The organism is Rhizobium sp. Root482 (genome assembly GCF_001426565.1).
Taxonomy (GTDB): Bacteria; Pseudomonadota; Alphaproteobacteria; order Rhizobiales; family Rhizobiaceae; genus Pararhizobium.
This window is the reverse complement of record NZ_LMFA01000008.1, coordinates 1-20353: the sequence shown is the minus strand read 5'-3', so window position 1 is coordinate 20353 and position 20353 is coordinate 1. Positions and strand designations below refer to the sequence as shown.

Sequence of the window (20353 nt, the reverse complement as noted above, 5' to 3'; positions counted from 1 at the left end):
CGCGGGATCTTCGAGGACGAACGGGCTTCCGTTGACAACGGTGTTACACTAGCTATCAAATCGCAATGCAATGGATCGCAGCGCAAGCGACTGAACGCCAGCTCGAAGGAGACACGAGATGCTCGACCACGCCGAGAGTGACCTGACCACACGCACCGGGTTCCGCTTTCATGTCCGGCAAGCGACGCCGAAAGACGAAGCGATCGTTGCGGAGTTTTTTAGGCACGTGACGCCAGAGGACATCCGATTTCGATTTCTCTCGGGAATGAAGGCCGTATCTCACGAACGGCTTCTCACAATGACGCGTGTCGATGATCCTGGTATAGTGAACTTCTTGGCGTTCGCTCGAGATCAAACTCTTCTGGCGGTGGCAATGCTGGCGGCGAGCGAAGATGCGCAGCGCGCAGAAGTGGCGCTTTCGATCCGCAAGGACTTCAAGCGGCAGGGGATAAGCTGGGAAATGCTCGCGCATATCTGTAGATATGCGGAGCGACACAACTTCAAGAGCATTGAGTCGCTGGAGAGCCGTGAAAACCACGCCGCGATCGAGTTGGAACGTGATATGGATTTCCAGGTCTTCGACGCTAAAGATGACCCGACCGTCGTTGTGTTACGCCGAGAATTTAAACCATAGCCCCCATTCGACGCAGCCCAACTCAACGGCAGCCAAAATTGGAATACGATGTCGTTACCTATGGAACTAGACCCCCTTTTTTGGTCATCGCGCAATCGACAAATTGATGCTCGTAATCCCCTACCTTAGGCCTTTGGCCTGTATTCTTCTTTCCCAATTCGGGGTTTGATCGCTAGGACGCGCAGTGCATTCATGATCACGGCAACATCGATTAATTCCTGGACAACGGCTCCCTCCACAGGTGTTAAATAGCCCAAGGCCGCTGCTACCATGCCAACTACCGACATCCCGATGCCGGCGACGACACTTTCCATCGCAACGCGCTGCGAACGCTTGGCAATCTCTATACCCGGCAACAAACAGTCGAGATGATCGAGGAGAAGAACAATGTCTGCTGCCTCAGCCGAGGCAGCAGCTCCGCGAGCTCCCATAGCGACCCCTATATCGGCGGCTGCAAGAGCCGGTGCGTCATTGACACCATCCCCGACCATCATCACCGGCCCATGTTTGCGCTCTGCCAGCACGAGATGAACTTTCTGCTCGGGTGTAAGCTCTGAGTTGACCGCATCCAGTCCCAGACCCTTGGTGACATTGTCTGCGACCGCTCGCCTGTCTCCAGTGGCCAGTACGATTCGGCCTATCCCTAGTTTCCTTAGGGCTGCAAGCAGCTCCGTAGTACCTGTCCGCAGAGCATCCGCCATCGTAATGTGGGCAGCGATCTTGTTGTCGATGGCAAGCGCGACGACCACAGTGCCGACATTCATCATCGGGCTTGCCGCGGCCGTCGCGGCGAGCCGTTTGTTGATGAAGGAGACCCCTCCCACAGAGACCTGGCGGCCGGAGACTGTTCCGGAGATTCCTTCACCAGGATGCTCGACCACATGTTCCGGCGCCGGAAGCATAAGGCCCCTCTGACGTGCAGCCGCTACAATTGCCCGCGCCATCGGGTGCTTCGACGCCTGTTCAAGAGCCGCCAAGAAGTGCAGAACTTCGTCATGCGACATTCCGTTGAATATCTCGACCGAAATGATCTGCGGTCGTCCGTCCGTCAACGTCCCAGTTTTGTCGAGAACCAACGTCTTTATCCCTGCTAAGGTCTCCAGTGGCTTTGCTCCCTTGATGAGAACACCAAAGTGCGCTGCACGCGAAAGACCTGCTACTAAGGCAACCGGAACGGCAAGAATCAACGGGCACGGTGTTGCGACGACAAGCACCGCCACAGCCCGGACCGGGTCACCAGTGAACCACCATGCAGCGGTTGCCAGCGCCAGCGTCACAGCCAGGAACAATATGGAATAGCGTTCGGCCAGCCGTGCCATTGGCGCCTTGGACGCCTGTGCAGCCTCCACCAGCCTGACAATCCCGGCATAGGTGCTCTCAGCTGCACGATGCCGAACGCGTAGGTCAAAGGCTTCACCCGCATTTATCGATCCGCTGAAGGCCTCGTCACCACGACCTAGGCGCACCGGCATCGATTCACCCGTAAGAGCCGATTTATCGAGAATTGCCTGCTCGCTTGCGATCTCGCCGTCTGCCGGCACAACTGCGCCCTGATGGATCAAGAGAAGGTCGTCAGGTACAACATTATCGAGCTCGACATCTACGAGCGTTCCATTCGCATGCCTTGTAGCGGTTCTGGGAACCCGCGACAGAAGTGCGCTCATTTCGCGCCTCGCACGCCCCTCGGCAAAACTCTCCAGAAATACCCCGCCCGAGTACATCACGGCAACGACCGATGCGGCGAGTGTTTCTCCAAAAAACAAAGCCGCCGACATCGAAAGTGCCGCCACGATGTCCAGTCCGACTTCGCCTCGCCACAGACGTCGCAGAATTTCGACGATTAACGCAACAAGGACCGGCACCACGCCGCTTCGCCACGCAAAAGTGGCCGCGTGGGGCTTGTCGACTGCGAATAATACTAGCCCGCTAGCCAGACCGAGCACGGCGACCAGGAGTAAAGCGGACTTCAGGCGATCAGAGTTCGCGAAGACCATTGTTTTCTTTCATCGCCGCATGCGGCTTTTCGATATTCCACCTGACGTCTCATCGCGCGTTGGATATCAGCTGCGCATAAATGCCGAAAGTACGCTGTACAGAGAAACTTGCTGGAGTTCGTGGTTGTCAAGTTCCTTGGCACCACAATTTCGGTAAGGGAAGAGGAGTTCGAATCGCCGGCTTCCATCGTGTTCGATCAGGCGGAGAACCGGATGCACACGATCAAGGCGGTCCTCGTCGCGACGATCGGAGGCTAGCAATGCTTATCGTCATCGCAGTGGCGGGAATGTACTGCTCCGGAGGAGGCTCATCCAGTCGACGTGCTCGGCGCCCAGAACGAAGGCATGATCGGCTATATAATCGAGCAGGAACTCGAAGCGCCCTGGCCGGACACCGACGTGTCACGACGCTGCTCCCTCAGGTCGAGGTCGATGCGGACGATCTCGCATTCCAGACGCCCACCAGGCCGATCCGCCCGGTCTGTACTGCCTCGGAAGCAGAACCTTAACAGCGGCGCGGCTGGACCACGGCGCCGGACGCTACCGGCTACAGTCACGTCGTCGCGTCTCTCCTGCCCCGGCGCGTTCCCGACATATCGGTCATCCGGCTTCTTGTCGACAGGACGTCGCCGTCATCTGCGGCGGCGGCGGCATCTAGGTCATCCGCCGGACGGATAGCAGCCTTATCGGTCATCGAGGCGGTCATCGACAATGATCGGGTGGCGAGCCTGCTTGCAATGGAGCACGGCGCGGACATCCTGCTGATGCTCACCGATGTGGATGCCGCCTATCGCGATTGGGCGGGATTGTCCCAGGAACCGATCGACAAGATAACCGCAGGTGAGCTTCGTCCAGAGGAATTCCCGGCCGGCTCCATGGGACCCAAGATCGAAGCCGCGCGTGATTTCGTCATCCAAACCGGCGGCAGTGCGGTAATCGGCTCGCTCGAAGATGCGATCGATATCCTCTAGGGTCGTCGGGGAACACTGGTTTTACATAGACCGGGATTGCCCGGCCGATCGCTTGACCGGCCGTGGCATGGTTCGGTGGCAGTTTTCACTGCCCCTTACAGCTGCGACAGTGCCTTGTCGGCCCGCTCGCGTGCCTTCTTCGGCAATTTCCCGTCCTTGATCGCCTGGACATTGGCGGGGTTGTCCCCCACCACGACCACCGCGACCATCCCCATGCTGTAATGCGGCGTGCACTTGACGAGATAGACGCCGGGGGTGGTGAAGGTCTGCTTCAACGTCTCGTTGATCTTGCCCTTGAACGCCTCGGCACCTTCCGGAATCATGTTCTTTACGGTTTCCGCATTGTGGCCCTTGTCTTTTGGAACGAAGGTGATGGTGTCGCCGACAGCGATTTTTGTCAGGACCGGCTCGAACACCATAACGCCGTCGGGGCCTTTGTTGAGCATATCAACTTCGAAGTCCGCAGCAAGTGTGCTGCCGCCTATCATGGCCGAGACGGCGATGCCGACAAGAGTCGTTGCAATGATATTCATCATAGTCTCCTTGATCTTCCTAGTGCGCCCATGACGGCGACGCGGGCCGGCAGGCTAAGCCAGGGTGTCGGGCCTAGTGTATGCCTGAACAATCATGTCTACCGATTGAACTCAAGAATCAATCACAAGTTCCACTTAAAGGCTTTATCGGCCCCGTCCCCGTGCCCGATCAGGAAAAACATCACGGCAATTGTGCACCCCGGCACAGTCCAACACGCAAGAAATCGAGGTTTTTGCGCCGGCACAAACTTGAAATGGGGTGCATCCCCTAGACGAGCGCCGGTCACAGGAAACCTTCGCGGCGATAGGCCGCAGACCCTCGCACCAGCGGAGGAGGATTTTCGTTTCATGATAGACCTGACGCCGCCGAACAATCAGGGCCCGGGTCCCCTCGGAAGAAGGCCGCGGATCGCCGCATTCCACCTCATGACAAAGCCGGGCGGCGCGACCTGCATATACACTGTGATTATTGCTTCCTTCTGTCGAAGAAGAGGCTCTATCCCGACGGCCGGACGCGCATGTCCGAGGCGACGCTGGAATCCTATATCCGCCAATTGCTCGAAACGCACCCGAACGGCGCGGTAACATCGCCTGGCAGGGTGGGGAGCCGACGCTTCTCGGCCTGGACTTCTTCGCCCGGGCGATCGACCTCATCATACGGTTCAAGCGGCCCGGACAGGCGATATCCCACTCCGTACAGACAACGGCCTGCTGCTCGACGACCAATGGTGCGCCTTACTCGGGAAAAGCGGCATCCTCGTCGGCCTCAGCCTCGACGGTCCGCGGGCGTTTCATGATTTTTTACCCGAAGGACAAGCGAGGCCGCGGGACGTTCGACCTCGTTTCCAAGGCCGTGCCTAACCTCGCAGGCACGGGGTGGATTTCAACATCCTGTGCACCGTCAATGCCGCCAACCAGGATCACGGCCGGACGATCTACCGGTACTTCCGCGACACGATAGAGGCCGAATGGATCCAGTTCATCCCGATCGTCGAGCGCAGCTGCCCGGAGGACCTCGATTTTGCCAATGCGGGCTGGTGCGACGTTCAGGGCAAAAGGTGGAAGCCGCCCTACATGCTATCCGGGGATCACGCCGGAATCCGTTCGGTGTACGGCAAGGCTTATGGAAAATTCCTCATCGCGGACTATGACGAATGGGATCGCCAACGATGTCTCTCGCGTCCATATCCAGATGTTCGAGGCCATGCTGTTCTTCGGCCATTACCTGACATTCACCCATGCCCCCGGCCGCAACCCGGCCCTTGAGCACAATGGCGATCTCTATTGCTGCGATCATTATGTCGAGCCTGGCTACCGGCTCGGCGACATCAACATGACGCCGCTGCACACCCTGTTGACCGGCGCCAGGCTCGCGGCATTCGGCAACGACAAGTTCGACACGCTGACGGCGCAATGTCTCAAATCCGAGGTGCGCGCCTTCTGCAACGGCGGCTGCTCGAAGGACCGTTTCGCCAAGACGCATACGGTCAGGACGGCCAAACCTATTTGTGCGAGAAGCCGCACGCATTCTACTCGCACGCCTTGCCGTCGATGCGTGTGCTCGCCTCCCTCCTCGCCAACGGCGGCCGGCAACGGCCGTGACCGAATGGCTCAGAAAGCGTAACAGCGCGCCGACCACACCCGGTTGAAGCGGTGCCGGACGTTCAGCTGCCGTATCGTCTGTGCTCGCCTGACGTCAGGACGAGGTCCACCATGATATCCGGCTTTCCGGCAAGGCTTGAGCGGACGCTTTCGGGATCGGCCAGGCTGAAGACGGTCGAGAGCGCGTCTGCCGTCGTGGCATCCGGCGCAACGACGCTCAGGCGCCGGTAGGCTGCGCTGGCACCGCCGTTGCGCGGGTCCAGGATATGACCGAACCGGCGGGCGGCATCGAAATGGAACCCGGCCGGACTGGATGTCGCGACCGCCCGGTCGACGAGATCGAGGACGCTGTCGGGCCGCTCGGCGTCCTGGAGATCGGCAAGACCGACGCGCCACGGGGTGCCGTCCGCCTGCCCGCCTATCGCCCGGCCTTCGCCCATGTCCACCATGCTGCTGGTGATGCCCGCGTCCCGCAGTATGGAAACCACGCGGTCAGTGACATAGCCCTGGCCGATGCCGTTCAGCGTCAGCGCCATGCCCGGCCGCGTGAACACGATGCGGTCGCGGTTGAAGCGGACGGCGTCGAAGCCGACCCGCCCGACCGCCCGGGCGATTGTTTCAGCCGGCGGGCCGTCGGGATCGGCGCCTAGCGCCGAGAAATGATCGCGATAAAGCGCCCAGAGCGGCTGTATGGTCGGGTCGAAAGCCCCGCCGCTCTCATGCCAATGATGGCGGCAGGTTTCGAGCAGCGCCACCAGGTCGGCGGGTGGTGCGGCCAGGCCGCCGACCCGGTTCAGTTCGCTGATCGCGGAGGTGCTCCTGTAGAGGCTGAAAACCTCCTCCAGCCGCGACACTTCCGTCACGACGCGGTCAATCAGGTGTTGGGCCTTGTTCCTGTCCTCGTGATGCAGGATCAGCGTCGCGGGCGCACCCAGCGCCTGCCCCTTCCAGGTGACGGCATGGGTTGCCGCTCGCGCGGGCCGTATCAGGGGTAGGCCGGCGGCCGCGGCGAATATCGCAATGGCGCGGCGGCGGGTGACGATGCTAGCCATTTGCCTGTCCTTTCCCGGGTTCTTCCACATTTTCCGGCGTGCTCTGTATCTCGGGATCGTCCGTCGATGACCCTAGCACATAATCGCGCGGAACCTCGCTGAAGCCGACAACGCGGCCGCCATGTTCGCCGGCGAATTTGTCGGCGGCCTCGCGCGTCGAGAATGGCACCGCCTCGTCCGTGCCCATGCCGCCGCGCAGCCCGCTGCCGATCACGAAGAGGGCCGTGCGCGCATCGATCCAGTTGTCGGCTCCGGGCTCTTCCCATGTGGTTGCCTTGGCCATATCGGATACATAGATGGCCGCGATGTCCTTGGGTTCCTCCGGCAGCATCGTGAAGGCAAGCGTATCTCGCGCCGAACTGAACCAGATGGGCTCGGGGATTTGGGACATGATGACCTGGCCCTTGGGACCGGCATGTTCGAGAAGATTCATGCCGCAATAGCGGCCCATCGCCTCCTCTGTGAGCGCGTAGGGCGCCGGCGGCGCGGCATCCTTCTCCTCACTACAGCCGGTTAGGAGAAGGCCACAGAACAAGAGTGCGATGACGGGAGCGATCTTCATAGTTCTCTCCTTGAGAATATCCTGAGCGTCAGCGCCAGCGGGGCGACGATCCAGGCGATGAGGGCGGCTACGAGCATCGGTCCGCTAAGCCCCGTATGTCCGGCGATGCCGCCGAGCCCCGAAAGCGCGCCCGCCTCCCCCGAGCCCAGATTGAGCAGCCGGTAGGCATCGGTGGGGTTGAGGACCAGCAGGCCGTCGAGAAGCCCCGTCGGCAGTGGCCGGCCCTCGGCCGCTACCAGCACACCGAGCAGGGCCATATCGTAGATCAGCACGAAGAACAGCCACACGCCGATCGCGATGCCGCCGGCCGTGCTCCGCTCGCTGGAAAGCGCGCTCGTTACATAACCGATGGCGATGAATACCATGCCCAGCAGGATCGATGAAGTGATCATCGCGAGGAAGGCCCACCAGCTGGCCAGGCCGATTTCGGTTCCGGTCATCGCCAGTGCCGCAGCCGCCGTGCCGTAGCCGAACAGGGTGGCGAAGGCGAGGATCGCCAGATGGCCGAGAAACTTGCCGAAGATGATCTGCCGCCGGCCGATCGGGTAGCTGATCAGCAGCAGCATCGTGCCGCGCTCAATTTCGCCGACGATGGCATCATGCGCCAGCAACAGTGCAATCAGCGGCACCAGGAATATGGTCAGGCTCGACAGGCTGACGATGACGACGTCGAGCTGATTGACGCCGACATTGCCGGTCGGCGCACTACCGAGGAAGGACAGAGTGAGCGCAAGCGCCCCCAGCAGCAGCGTCGTGGCCAGCACCCAGCGGTTCCGCAGGCCTTCCTGGATCTCCTTGCGCGCCACGATCACTATATTGTTCATCGCATCATCCCCCGCCCGCCGAGGAAATGGGCGTAGAGTTCATCCAGCGTTGGCTCCACCACATGCAACGCCGCAACCGCGGCGGGATCGGCCGTGACGTCCCTGAGGATCGAGATTTTGTTTTCGGGCGCGACCTCCGCCTCGAAGGTGCGGTTCCTGACAGCCTTCCAGGCGACCTGCCCACCGTTCGGGGTGGCTATCCTCGCGCCGTCCGCCAGCGTGACGCTGATCCGGGTCGGTAGGCGGGCGATGCCCCGCAGCTTCTCCAGCGTGCCGTCGGCGATCGCCACGCCCTCGTTGACGATGATCACCCGGTCGGTGCGATCTTCGAGTTCGGTCAGCGCATGCGAGGACAGCAGGATCGTCGTACCTGCCGAGCGCAGGCCGGATACCAGTTCATAAAAATTTCGTCTCAACGCCGGATCGAGCCCGCTGGTGGGCTCGTCGAGCAGCAGCACGCGCGGCGAACCGAGTAGCGCCTGGGCCAGCCCGAGCCGCTGCCGCATGCCTTTGGAATAGGTCCGGACCGCGCGGTCGGCCGCAGCAGGCGCAAGTCCGACGCGCTCGAACAGGCCCGCTATGTCCGACACATCCACACGTTTCAGCCGTGCATAGAAGGCAAGCGTCTCCCGTCCCGTCAACGCCATGTGGAAGGAGACGCTCTCCGGCAGGTAACCGAGCCGCTGGCGCACGGCAAAATCGCCTCGGGCCGGGTCTTCACCCAGCACCTGCACTGTGCCCTGCGTCGGCCGGATGAGGCCGAGCATCAGCTTGATCAGCGTCGTCTTGCCTGCGCCGTTATGGCCGACAAGGGCCACCGTCTGTCCCTGTTCAAGTTCGAAGGAGACATCCTTGACCGCCTCGATCCGGCCGTAGCGTTTCGCCACGCCTGATAATGTAACCGTGGGTGCCGTCACTGCAAATCGTCCTTCTGTCTTGTCGGTGCCATCAACGGATGGCTGTCCACCACGCCGCCCGGTAGCAGCGCCGGAAACTGGACCTGCGCCCAGCGGATGATCTGCACGGCCGGGCTCGATGTGAGAATCTTGGCCTGCGGCGAGGTCCACAGGACCTTGTCCATCAGGTCATTCGGGCGATAGGTAATATCGCCGATTCCATCGCCATCAAGATCGAAGGCCGGGTTGTCGCTCCAGTAGTTGCCGCGCCCGTTCACCGACCAGTCGAGATAGCGGGTGCCGACATATTTCACCTGGTTGCGATTGTCGATGAAGGCATTGCCGGTCATCGTATTGCCTTCCGACCCGGCGGTGAAATGGATGCCGATGGCGCAGCCCTGGAATTCGTTGCCGAGCAGCTTGTTCCGGTTGGCATTGTAGATGAAGACGCATTTCTCCGGGCCGAGCCGCATGCCGCCCTCGACGGCGCCCGTCGCCTCGGCATCATCCTTCACGCCATGACCGGAATCCTGGATCCCGGCCATCGTCCAGCGGTCCGCCGGCTGCAGCCGTCCGCGGACGATATTGCCGGTAATCGTCGAACTGTTGGCCGAATTCAACAGCAGGCCGTGGTCGCGGTCGCCGTCGGAGATATTGTCGATGATCTTCAGCCGGTTGGAGAACATGATGGCATAGCCGACGGAATTGCCGGTCGAGACATTGCCGCTGATCACGCTGTCATTGGTATACATGTAATGGATGGCGAAGCGCAGGTCGTGGAAGCGGTTGCCACTGAAGACATTCTTCTTGCTGGCCATCGTGGCGATACCGTCGCGACCGAAACTGATATCGTTGTCGATGACCTTGCCGCCCGGTGCGTTCCATACCGATATGCCGCTGCCGAACTCGCTCATCCGGCCATCCTTGAGGCCGACGACCACGTTCTTCCGGGCCAGCGAGTCCTTCGCGCCGTGGAGATAGATGCCGAACAGATTGCCGGTAAGGGTGTTGTTCTCGATGATCGCGCCGGTCGCCGTCCGGGCTGCGAAGATACCGGAATCCAGCGTCGACAGGTTCATGCCCGAGCCGGTGACCTCGATACCGCGCACGGCAACCTTCTCCGCCTCGATGGTGACGACGCTGCCCTCGCCGTTGCCGACGATGCTGGCTCCGTCCTCGCCGTCGAGCGTCACCGGCTTGTCGATGACCAGCGGCCCGTTGTACCGGCCCGGCTTGAGGTGTATCCGGTCACCCGGAGCCGCCGCCTCGAGAACGGCCGACAGCGTCGGTCCGCCGGAGGGTGTGACGATCCATTCCGCGGCCAACGCAGCCGAAGGAATGGCGGCCAGAAGGGCCGCCATCCAGGTTTTTGCCAGTTTGTTCCACATCAGGCCGATTTAGGCTCCACCAGCATCCGGCCCTTCATCTCCATGTGCATGGCATGGCAGAACCAGGAGCAATAGTACCAGTAGACGCCGGGCCGGTCGGCCTTGAACGTCACCGAGGCGGTGGCCTGCGGCCCGATCTCCATGTTGATGCCGTAGTTGACGATGCAGAAGCCGTGCGTCAGATCTTCCACCTCATCGATATTGGTCACATAGACGGTGACTTCGTCGCCCTGCTTGACCGTGAAGGACTCGAGCCCGAAGGCCGGGGCCGCCGAGGTCATGTAGACGCGTACCTTGTTCCCGTCGCGGATGATCTCCGAGTCGATGAGCAGGTCGATATTGTCCTTCTTGGCCTGTTCCACGGCATCGGCGAAGAAGACGTCGTCACGGCTCCAGATGCTGACCGGATTGATCTTCGAGGCATGGACGATCGTCGCGTCATGCGGCTCCGCGAAGGTCGGGTTGTCGTGCACAAGAACCATCTGGTCGCCGGAAATGTCGATCAACTGGTCGCATTCTGGCTTCAGCGGACCAACATTGAGGAACCGGTCCTTCGAGAACTTGTTCAGCGAGATCAGCCACTTGCCATCGGCTTCCTTGGTCTGGCCCATGGAGGTATGGTTGTGGCCCGGCTGGTAGTGGACGTCGAGCTTCTGGCGGATCGGATCGACCTTCTCGCCGGCAAAGGCGCGCTTGGCATCCTCGATGTTCCACTTGCAGATCTGACTGTCGATGAACAGCGTCGTATAGGCGTTGCCCTTGTCGTCATAAGCCGTGTGCAACGGACCGAGGCCGAGTTCCGGCTCGGCGACCACCACGTCGCGCGGCTTGATCTTGTCGTGGAAGAGATCATCGAACTTGCGCACGTCGAACACCGTGACGGTCGGGGACAGCTTGCCGGCGGCGACCACGTGGATACCGTCGGGGGCGGTGTTCATGCCGTGCGGGCCGTTGGAAACCGGGACATAGCGGGTGTAGGCGGATCCCGCCCGACCGTCGATCACCGGCACGCCGTTCATTTCCTTGAAATCGCCCTTGGCGACGGCTTCCTCGATGCGCTTGATATTGAAGATGACGACCCAGTCCTGCTCCTTCGACATCATCTCTTCGAGCGTGACGCCCTTTTCGGAATTGTAGCAGGTCGCAAAGCAGTATTTTCCCTGGTAGTCGGCATCGACATTGTCGAGGTTGCCATCGACGATCACCTGCCATGCAACCGTCATGGTCTCGCCGTCAACCGCGGAGAAGATCGAGAAATATTCGCTGGGTTTGTCGAGGATCTTGCCGTCGTTCGGCAGCGGAACGCCGTCCTCGCCGTTGCAGAACACATAGCCGGTCTTGGGATATTTCTGCACGCGCAGGCCATGCACGGTGTGCTGGTTCGGCAGTTCGATGATCTTGTCGCATTTCATGACGTCGAGGCGGATGCGGCAGACGCGGGTATTGGACTTGTCGTTCGCATAGAGATAGCGGCCGTCATAGGTGCCGTCGGTGAAGGACAGATGCGGATGGTGCAGGTCGCCGTTGTGGTAGACGCCGCCCTTGTCCTTGAGGTACTCGACCGTTTCGGGGCGCAGCCCTTCGGTCATCACTTTCAGGCTTTCATTGGTCTGGCCCCAGCCGGTGGCGCTGCACCGGTTGAACACCGGAATGCGCATGAATTCGCGCATGGACGGCAGGCCGACGATGCGGATTTCGCCGCTCTGGCCGCTGGAGAAGAACGTGTAATATTCGTCCAGTTCGCCCGGCTTGACCTCGTAGGACAATCCTCCCTCAGTGGCGGCCTTTGCCGGAGTGGCGCCCCCGGCAAAGGTCAGCGCGCCACCGGCGGTGGCGGCGCCTGCGGCCGCGACGGCGGCGGTTGATCCCAGAAGCTGGCGTCTGTTCAGGCGCGGTTGCGTATCTTCGGTGGACATGGTGACTTCCCTTGTTGTTTGTATTGCTGGGTTGCTGGCGTGGGCAGGCTGCCTCGCGCCGAATTCAGGTTTTCTTTATGGCCTCGCCATTGTGGGTGACGACAGTTCTGGGCGGGCTTTCACCGCGCGAGGCGGGGGTCGACAGAGCCATGAACTTCTCGCGTTTCAGGCGGACCTGGATCATGTGCGGGCAGCGATGATCATCGTGATAGAGTTCCTGGCAATGCATGCAGTAGATGCACTCATTGACATTGATCTGGCCTTCCGGATGAATGGACTGCACAGGACATTCCTTGGCACAACGCTGGCATGGCGTGCCGCATTCGGGCCAGCGCTTCAGCCATTCGAACATGCGGATCCGGCCGGGAATGGCCAGCGCCGCACCAAGCGGGCAGAGATAGCGGCAGTAGAAACGTTCGATGAACAGGCCGGCGGCCAGAAGCGTCAAAGCAAAGATGACGAAGGGCCACTCGCGGGCGAACTTCAGAATGATTGCCGTCTTGAACGGCTCCACTTCCGCGAGGATCTCGGCATAGGCCATCGAATAGAAGGACAGTCCGAAAAGGCCGAGGAAAATGATGTACTTGATCGGCCAGAGGCGCTCGTGCAGGCCCCACGGCACCTTCACCTGCGGGATCTTCAGCTTTACGGCAATCTTGTTGAGCAGTTCCTGGAGCGCGCCGAACGGGCAGAGCCAGCCGCAGAAGGGGCCACGTCCCCAGAACAGCAGTCCGGCGGCAACCGCGGCCCAGAGAATGAAGATCAGCGGCGCCGCCAGGAAGAATTCCCACCGGAACGAAGTGACGAGCGAATTGATGAACGTCAGGACATTGACTACGGAAAGCTGGGCATTGGCATACCAGCCGAGCCACACCAGCGTGAAGACGAGATAGCTGGTGCGGACCCAAGCAAACAGTTTTGGACGCTTCACCAGCCAGTCCTGAAAGAAGAATATCCCGGTGAGCACGAGAAGAGCGGCCACGGTGATGGCCATCGTCACGCGGTTCATGTCCCAGATGCTGACCCAGAGCGGCGGCGCATCGGGCAGCGGTTCGGTGCGGGTCGCCGCAGCGGGCTCTTCGGCAGAAGCGTCCGTCCTGGCCGCCGCAGCGGGCGCTTCAACCCGGGTGACGGTGTAGTAGGAAGACGGCAGCGTATAGCCGAGATTGAAGGCGATGGCGGCCTTGTCGCGCGCCACGGTGCTGCGCTGCGCGAGCAATTGCAGTTCGAAGGGTTCGGTGACATCGAACTGGAAATCTGTGGGCACGACGAAAAGAGCGATCTCCTTCAGCCGAGGGGCGCCGTCCGCTGCGAAAGCTGAAATCCTGGTATGATTGCGGTCCCTGAACCGCAGGCCCTGACCGTCCTGCAGCAATTCGATGCGATCGAAAATGCCACCCCGGACATAGCCGGAGCCCTTGAACGAATAGGCGCCGTCACCCGCGACGAGGAGAGCCGACTGGTCCGGCTTCAGCCGGGACTGGAGCCGCTGGTAGCCCGCCTCGCCCAGCAGCGTCTTGCCGATAACCGGCACGCTGACAGGGGCGATGTAGAGATCGATGAACCGGTCCTCGGGCTGCGGTGTTTCCGGCTTCTTCGCCGCCTCGGCGTGGCCGGCATCCGCGAAGGCTTTCGAGACTTCGCCGACCGTCATGCGCAGACTGCGGATCGACCCGTCGCCGAGCAGCGTCTCCCAGTCGCTTGACGCCGTTTTCGAAAGATCGAGCGTCCTCTTCTCGGTTACCGCCTGTGTGTTCGCAAGGCCTTCGCCGCTTAACCGGTTGCTGCGGATCAAAGCCACTGCAGACCGCACGACGCTGTCGCTCATCACCAGAACGGTCACGGTGGCGCCGCTGACGATGTCCACCTGCGGTGGGCGCTCCTGGCCGGCGGCGACGCGGCCCATATCCTTGCCGATGATCGAGTTCAGGCCGGCGACGACTTCCTTCTCGGGAATGCCGATCAGCACGATCGGCTCCTTGTGATCGACGAGCTTGATGCCGCGAATGATGCCCGATCGTTCTATGCCAACGACGATGTGAATAGGCTTGCCCGAATAGCCGATGGAGCTCGTGAAATCGGAATTCAGATAGGCATAGCCGAGCAGTTCGTCTCCCCGGTAGACAGGCGCGATGGGCGGGTCGCCCTCGATTTCGCCAAAGCGGTCGGCACCTTCGAACAGTTCGGCCGGCTGGACCTTTTCGAGAAAAGCCGGCAGCTGACCGTCAGCCATGGCCGGGGAAGCGATTGTCACCGAGAGGCAGATGGCCACTAGCCAAAAGATGCTCAGCAGCCAGGCGGCTGGGCGATTTCCGTTAGATTCCATTGCGAAGCGTCTCTCTTGTGGTAAATCGCGGGCTCAGTCTAGGAGATTAGTCTAGGTAGTCTTTGATCAAAATCAAACACCCCTGGTCAAACTATTGCAGATTGCGATGGGGCACCTAAAATCGCCCCCTGGAGGAGAAGACATGGCAGAGACCGAGAGCGATCCCTGGGAGGTCGCGTCGATGAATGAACTGCTGGCGCTTGCCCGGTCGATGGAGCAGGAAGCGATTGATGGTTACATCGCGCTGGCTAAGCGCATGCGGGAGATGGGCCAGCCCGATCTCGCCGGTGTCTTCGAAACCCTGATCGCAGAGGAAGAAGGCCATCTGGGTAAGGTGAACGACTGGCAGACAGCGACCGGACAACCGAAATCCGCAATCGTGCATCCGCCGGAAGTGCTGTTCGACGATGAGGGGGCAGGCATCATCGCGCCGGAGATGCTCAGTGCGTACCGCGCCTTCTCGATGGCGGTGCGCAACGAGGAGCGCGCCTTCGTCTTCTGGACCTATGTCGCCGCGCATGCAAAGTCTGCGGAAATCGGCAAGGCCGCCGAGCGGATGGCGCATGAGGAACTGGGCCACGTCGCAAAGCTGCGCAGCGAACGCAGGCGTGCCTTTCATTTCGAACGGCGCACTTCTACGGACGCCGCTAAAGCTGACCTGGCACTGCTCGAGACACGGCTTGCCAATCACCTCCAAGCGCTGGCGGACGCCGCCGAAACGGCCGGTTCAAGCAGATTGCAGGCGCTGGCGAGGCAGGCCCGGATCAGAGCCGAAAAGCTTGTCCAGACCCCATTCTCGTCCACGCCGCTTCTCGAGGCCGTGCCGGATACGGCCGTCGAACAGGTCTTGCCGCTCTGCGAACTGCTGACCGACTGCTATATCGATCTCGGCCAGACCGCGCCGGACGAAATGCAGCGAGACCGTGCCCAACGCTCTGCCGCGGAAATGATCCATTGTATCAGGGGCGTCCGCATCTGGCTGGCGCGCTGAGAGACCATGCCCGCGTGCCGGAGCGCTATGGCCCACGCACGACACTTTACAATCGCTTCTCGCGCTGGCGCGCAGCCCGTGTCTGGGATCGACTTCTCGATGCCGTTTCAAAACGTTACGATGGTGACATCGTGATGATTGATTCATCCTGTGTTCGCGTTCACCAGCATGGTGCCAACTTAAAAAAGGGGCGCTGCCGATCCTTGGATGGGACGTTCCCGCGGTGGCTTGACCACCAAGATCCATGCGCTCGCTGATGCCGAAGGCAGGCCCGTTCGCCTGGAGTTGACGGCAGGCCAAGCCGGCGATGCACCAATGGCTGAGAAACTGCTTTGTGATCAACAACCCGGATCGACGCTTCTCGCCGACCGGGCATATGACACAGACGCCATCAGAAACTTCGCCAGAGAACGCAAGTCCTGGGCAAACATACCAGCCAGATCAACCGAAAGGAACCTTCAGTTTCAGCCGCTGGGTCTATCGCCAGCGCAACCTCGTCGAGCGGTTGTTCAATCGCATCAAACAGATGCGGGGATTGGCAACCCGGTACGACAGGCGCGCAGACAACTATCTGGCCGCACTCAAACTGTCAGCCATCAGAATATGGATCGCTTCAAAATAAGAGCCCACCTGCCTAGGCTGCGGCCAGCATTTCCCTCATAGTCGCAATGACGCGGGCGTGATCGTACGGCTTACTGAAAAACCTGCCCTCAACGGGTAAAAGCTCGTCGCTCAATTGACGGTGACCCGAAGCCACGATGATCTTCACCGGGGGCCACCTGTCGCGAACAGCAAAGGCCAGCTTCAAGCCGTCCATACTGCCCGGCATGTCGATATCGGTGAACATCAACCGGATCTCTGGATGGGCATTCAGAATGTCGATGGCGTCGTCGGCATTCGCAGCTTCAAGCACGAGGAAGCCTTCATTCTCAAGCGAAATGACGATGTCCAGCCGGACGAGCGTCTCGTCTTCCACGACAATGACCGTGATCCCAGCTTGCGCCATTCCCTGACACTTTCCGGTGTTGACGCTATCGATATGTTTTTTTTAATGTCCGAACCAGATGACTGCGCAGAAATACACATCGATCCAAGGGTAATCATGAAAAACGCCTGAAACACAAACTGTTGCATGACAGAGGTGAGGTGTGAGAACGTCGACGACCCAAATGGGCAAAATGATCGAACAGATCTGGATCGGGAAAACCAGTTCGGGGCTTGGAGCCATTCAGCTCGCTGAATGGATTTGGACCTGATCCGCTGATCACCATATCGGCCAGCGGCTTCCAAAGTGCCGCATTTGAAGGCCTGACAGAAGACCGCACTCGATCACATCCCATATGGGCCATAAACTTCTTGCATTACGGGCGGCAACCACAGAAGGCCCCGAGAACCGGGCCGGTAATTGCTATGGGCTCAGACCGTGGATCCGCCTACAAAGGAGAAATTCGATGCCACTCGAATGAACAATTGACAAAAATCCTGATGTGAAAGGATACGAACTAACGACGGTTCTGTCATCTTCCCCAGCCGTCGATAAGAGCACCCCTTTTAATCGTGAGCGACTTACATTTGTCCCTTGAGGCCGGTCAAAAGCCTTAAATAAGTGCCGTCCGGATCACCGAGGCCGATCAACGGTTTCGCTGTCGATCCCCAAGATGCTTCTTCGTCGGGGGCCATTTCTACTGTCCAGGATTTGCTGTATTGCGTTACCAGCTCTCGATGCTGTTGGCGCCTGGATAGTATCAATCAACCATCGGCGGCACGTCGAGTGGGCGCGGCAACGCGGTTCTTCCGAGGACGCACGTGAACTAAACCAGCGGGAAGCTTATTCATGACGGTATTCGCGAATATTCGGATCAAAACTTGACCAGTCCCAACCCGCCCCCGTCGCTTGAACGGCTTGGCTGGTCCGAGTTCTTCGCGACCCAGGTCGATCCAAGCGAAGCGGATCTCTTACCCAGGCGCGTCGTTTCGGTTCACCGGGCACGCATCGAGGTCATCGACATTGCCGGACTGGGCAGGCTTGAACTTCCCGCCAATACCAGCACCGCTGACTTTGCGGTGGGTGATTGGGTTCTTGCCGATCCCCTCACGGGCATTTTTGTCCGCAGTCTTGAGCGAAGAACCGTGTTTCAGCGGCGTGCGGAAGGTGGACACGGCCAGCAACTTGCCGCATCAAACGTCGATACTCTGTTTATCGTGACATCGTGCAATGCCGATTTCAAGCTTGAAAGGCTGGAACGATACCTGATCATGGCCAACCAGGCCGGGACCAACCCGGCGATCGTGCTGACCAAGGCTGACACCATCGAGGATGCCGGCATATTTGAGCAGCAAGCCAAGGCACTACAACGCGACTTGCCCGTCATCGTCCTGAATGCGCGTTCGGCCGATGCCGTTTCCCAATTGATGCCCTGGTGCGGCGTTGGCAAGACGGTGGCACTGGTGGGCTCCTCCGGCGTCGGAAAGTCGACGCTGGTGAACACCCTGGCAGGGCCAGCCTCCGACACAATGCAGAAGACCGGAAGCATCCGCGAACATGATGCCAAGGGACGGCATACCACCACGGCCCGGTCGCTGCATGCGATTTCAGGCGGCGGTTGGGTTATCGATACGCCCGGAACAAGAACGCTCTACGTCAGCGACGTTACCGGCGCAATCGACATGCTGTTTGCCGAGATCACCGATCTGGCACCGCTTTGCCGATTTCGCGATTGCACCCACGCTCATGAGCCGGGCTGCGCCGTACAGTCGGCCGTCGCCAGCGGCACCCTGGCCGCCGATCGTCTGGAACGGTGGCGTAACCTGCTTGCGGAAAACCGCGAAAGAACGCCGGTGGCCAGCGGACCGCGAGGCAACAAGATCGTCCGCAAGAACAAATATTGACGGCCCCGTCTGACGCCGTGCTGCAGCGGGTCTCAATGAACCTGCAGCCGGGCAAAGTCAAAATGGTAAAAACCCACATTCAAAACCTGATTCGGGACTAGCAGAAACTAAACCTGCGGCAATCCGTCCACACTGCCTAGTCTGCGCTATCCAGCCAAGCGGTGACTTCAACCTCCTCGTGCTTCTCACCCGGTTCTCCGTGCGACCTTCTTGACGTTTTCATCTAACCTCTACTCCGCTGAAAGCCCCTGTGCGTGGACAAAACAAAGCTTGTTTCCTTCGGGGTCGCGACAGTAAGCGGCGTAAAAATCTTCGGCATACCGAAGCCGTAGACCGGGAGCACCTTCATCGTGCGCCCCCTTCCCGATCGCTGTACTCCAGACGAGATCGACGGTTGCTCTCGACGGTGTTGCGAAACTGATCAGCACGCCATTACCCCATGTCGCGGGCAGGCCGTTAAATGGGCGGCGAAGGGCAAATTGCGGCCAACGCCTGTCCCCCTGTTGCCAGATGATCCCTGCCTCCCCGACTTCCTGCAAATCCACGACACGCCGCATGCCGAGTGGCGCCAAAACACCATCATAAAACGCCACCATCTCTTCCAAGTCGCGTGCGCCGATCATGATGTGACTGAACATGGAGATTTTCCAGTGTAAGGAATGTGTGGCTACTGGTCGTTGATTGACGGCAAGAAGTCCTCGACCTGCTTTCTCTCGTCCTCATTCAGGACTTCTACCTTCTCTTTCCAGAAGGCAGCGGCTGCCGGAGGCTCATCCTCCCATTTGCGCGTACTGATAATGTTGTCGTCAATCTTCGATTTGCGGGTGCCGCCAAGCCTGAGATATTCCTTGGCGAGCCTTAGTGAAGGGGTATCTTCCATGGTAGAATTCCTTTTGAAGATTCGGTCAAGCGACCAAGGCGGGAAGGTTCCGGCGGCAAGGTGATACCGGTGGATCAAGGGTATCGGAGAAAGTCCTCCGTCAAGGAAATCTCCAGCTGCACCGAGAAACGATCACCTAACAATTCGAGTGAGGCGTCGTGCGTTTCATCGGCGCCGCTACAGACCGCATCCTTCAGGAGGATCACACGGTAGCCAAGGTCAATGGCCCCGAGCGCTGCGGCCAGAACGCACACGTCCGTCTCTCCGCCCGACATCACCAGCATCTCAACCCCCTCCCCCGCCAGTACACGATGAAGCTCACCGGAGGTCCATGGCGAATAGGTCATTTTGTCAAAGATCCTTGGGGCGGCACCAAGGACTTCAAGGACGGGACGAGATCGACCATCTCCGGTCCGAGCCGCTCGAGAGTCATCGTATCCCATTTCTCATAGTAGGTTCGCCACATACCTTGCATGTCCGCCGCGCACTTTGGCGGAACGAAGCGCGTAAAGACCGTCTGCTGCGGATGGCGCTGTGTGATTTCCCGGATCTGAGGCGAGACCTCTCGCATCCATGGCACATGCCAAGGCGTGTCTTCTGCGAACATACGCTGCATATCGATGCACAGATGTATCCAATTTTTGTCGTTCATGGTCTCCTCCGTCAGACACGAACCTTGATCGCAGGCAGGATTCCCCCAGTTGAGCTCGGTGCAACTTCGCACCGGAATCGAGGGGGCTCACTTTTGGGGTGTGGCTAAGGATCCTTAGCGTCTAGTTTTGCTTCGTGCAAAATGTCGAGGCCACGTTGATACTTTTCTGCGGCCCCGCCCGTCTGCTCGACCTGCCAGAGATTGTCCTCCAGGTCGGCTTTTTTGATCGGAAGGGCTAAGGGG

Annotated in this window: 16 protein-coding genes and 4 pseudogenes; 7 read left to right on the top strand and 13 right to left on the bottom strand. The window is 60.0% G+C overall.

Translation table 11 applies throughout. The annotated features are described in order from the left end of the window. Positions 1-118 precede the first annotated feature (118 nt). The gene (locus ASD31_RS06850; RefSeq protein WP_056331252.1) at positions 119-634 is read left to right on the top strand and encodes a GNAT family N-acetyltransferase; all 516 of its coding nucleotides are present in this window, start codon (positions 119-121) and stop codon (positions 632-634) included. Positions 635-759: 125 nt separating this feature from the next. Here ASD31_RS06850 and ASD31_RS06845 read toward each other — a convergent pair whose 3' ends face one another. Next, positions 760-2628 carry a heavy metal translocating P-type ATPase gene (locus ASD31_RS06845; RefSeq protein WP_056331249.1) on the bottom strand — a complete coding sequence of 623 codons (1869 nt, stop codon included), beginning with the start codon at positions 2626-2628 and terminating at the stop codon, positions 760-762. A 159-nt stretch (positions 2629-2787) separates the two neighbouring features. Here ASD31_RS06845 and ASD31_RS25310 point away from each other — a divergent pair. Next, positions 2788-2886, top strand: a pseudogene (locus ASD31_RS25310) (hypothetical protein); the annotation flags it as partial. Positions 2887-3347: 461 nt separating this feature from the next. Then, on the top strand, positions 3348-3599 hold the full coding sequence (locus tag ASD31_RS06840; protein ID WP_156392544.1) for a hypothetical protein: 252 nt from the start codon (positions 3348-3350) through the stop codon (positions 3597-3599). Positions 3600-3694: 95 nt separating this feature from the next. Here ASD31_RS06840 and ASD31_RS06835 read toward each other — a convergent pair whose 3' ends face one another. Then, complete coding sequence (locus ASD31_RS06835; protein WP_056331243.1) at positions 3695-4132, bottom strand: pseudoazurin; 438 nt, start codon at positions 4130-4132, stop codon at positions 3695-3697. Between the two features lie 1147 nt (positions 4133-5279). On the opposite strand from ASD31_RS06835, the gene ASD31_RS06830 reads away from it, so the two are divergent. After that, a complete protein-coding gene (locus ASD31_RS06830) occupies positions 5280-5756 on the top strand; it encodes an SPASM domain-containing protein (RefSeq protein ID WP_056331240.1) in 477 nt (158 codons plus the stop codon). Between the two features lie 40 nt (positions 5757-5796). Here the strand turns inward: ASD31_RS06830 and ASD31_RS06825 are convergent, their stop codons facing one another. The 7 genes from ASD31_RS06825 to ASD31_RS06795 all read right to left on the bottom strand — a co-directional run bounded on the left by ASD31_RS06825 (position 5797) and on the right by ASD31_RS06795 (position 14698). Then, positions 5797-6786, bottom strand: a complete 990-nt coding sequence (locus tag ASD31_RS06825) for an FAD:protein FMN transferase (RefSeq protein WP_056331238.1) — start codon at positions 6784-6786, stop codon at positions 5797-5799. Continuing rightward, entirely contained in the window at positions 6779-7348 is a 570-nt protein-coding gene (locus ASD31_RS06820) for a nitrous oxide reductase accessory protein NosL (RefSeq protein ID WP_056331236.1), read from the bottom strand. The genes ASD31_RS06825 and ASD31_RS06820 overlap by 8 nt, the downstream gene beginning before the upstream one ends. Continuing rightward, positions 7345-8172: an ABC transporter permease gene (locus ASD31_RS06815; RefSeq protein ID WP_056331233.1), complete on the bottom strand. Its 828-nt coding sequence runs from the start codon at positions 8170-8172 to the stop codon at positions 7345-7347. Before ASD31_RS06815 ends, ASD31_RS06820 begins: the two co-directional genes overlap by 4 nt. Continuing rightward, positions 8169-9089 (bottom strand): ABC transporter ATP-binding protein, encoded by a 921-nt coding sequence (locus tag ASD31_RS06810; protein WP_056331230.1) that lies wholly within the window; start codon positions 9087-9089, stop codon positions 8169-8171. Before ASD31_RS06810 ends, ASD31_RS06815 begins: the two co-directional genes overlap by 4 nt. Beyond that, positions 9086-10456 carry a nitrous oxide reductase family maturation protein NosD gene (locus ASD31_RS06805; protein ID WP_056331227.1) on the bottom strand — a complete coding sequence of 457 codons (1371 nt, stop codon included), beginning with the start codon at positions 10454-10456 and terminating at the stop codon, positions 9086-9088. Before ASD31_RS06805 ends, ASD31_RS06810 begins: the two co-directional genes overlap by 4 nt. Then, positions 10456-12372 (bottom strand): TAT-dependent nitrous-oxide reductase, encoded by a 1917-nt coding sequence (gene nosZ / locus ASD31_RS06800; RefSeq protein WP_056331226.1) that lies wholly within the window; start codon positions 12370-12372, stop codon positions 10456-10458. The genes ASD31_RS06805 and nosZ overlap by 1 nt, the downstream gene beginning before the upstream one ends. A 64-nt stretch (positions 12373-12436) precedes the next feature. After that, on the bottom strand, positions 12437-14698 hold the full coding sequence (locus ASD31_RS06795) for a NosR/NirI family protein (protein WP_056331224.1): 2262 nt from the start codon (positions 14696-14698) through the stop codon (positions 12437-12439). Positions 14699-14840: 142 nt separating this feature from the next. Here ASD31_RS06795 and ASD31_RS06790 point away from each other — a divergent pair, with 142 nt between their 5' ends. Together ASD31_RS06790 and ASD31_RS26685 are read left to right on the top strand one after the other, a co-directional pair. Further along, the gene (locus ASD31_RS06790) at positions 14841-15689 is read left to right on the top strand and encodes a ferritin-like domain-containing protein (RefSeq protein WP_056331221.1); all 849 of its coding nucleotides are present in this window, start codon (positions 14841-14843) and stop codon (positions 15687-15689) included. 8 nt (positions 15690-15697) lie between these two features. Beyond that, positions 15698-16311: pseudogene (locus ASD31_RS26685) on the top strand (IS5 family transposase); the annotation flags it as partial. A gap of 12 nt (positions 16312-16323) precedes the next feature. Here the strand turns inward: ASD31_RS26685 and ASD31_RS06785 are convergent. Further along, complete coding sequence (locus ASD31_RS06785) at positions 16324-16695, bottom strand: response regulator (RefSeq protein ID WP_056331218.1); 372 nt, start codon at positions 16693-16695, stop codon at positions 16324-16326. Positions 16696-17555: 860 nt separating this feature from the next. Between ASD31_RS06785 and rsgA the strand changes: the two genes are divergently transcribed. Continuing rightward, positions 17556-18578: a ribosome small subunit-dependent GTPase A gene (gene rsgA / locus ASD31_RS06780; protein WP_082520453.1), complete on the top strand. Its 1023-nt coding sequence runs from the start codon at positions 17556-17558 to the stop codon at positions 18576-18578. Positions 18579-18808: 230 nt separating this feature from the next. On the opposite strand, the gene ASD31_RS06775 is transcribed toward rsgA, so the two are convergent. The 3 genes and pseudogenes from ASD31_RS06775 to ASD31_RS06765 form a co-directional block, all read right to left on the bottom strand. Then, positions 18809-19216 carry a VOC family protein gene (locus ASD31_RS06775; protein WP_056331211.1) on the bottom strand — a complete coding sequence of 136 codons (408 nt, stop codon included), beginning with the start codon at positions 19214-19216 and terminating at the stop codon, positions 18809-18811. Positions 19217-19245: 29 nt separating this feature from the next. Further along, a pseudogene (locus ASD31_RS06770) lies at positions 19246-19452 on the bottom strand (hypothetical protein); the annotation flags it as partial. Between the two features lie 80 nt (positions 19453-19532). Next, positions 19533-20110, bottom strand: a pseudogene (locus ASD31_RS06765) (cysteine hydrolase family protein). Positions 20111-20353 lie beyond the last annotated feature (243 nt).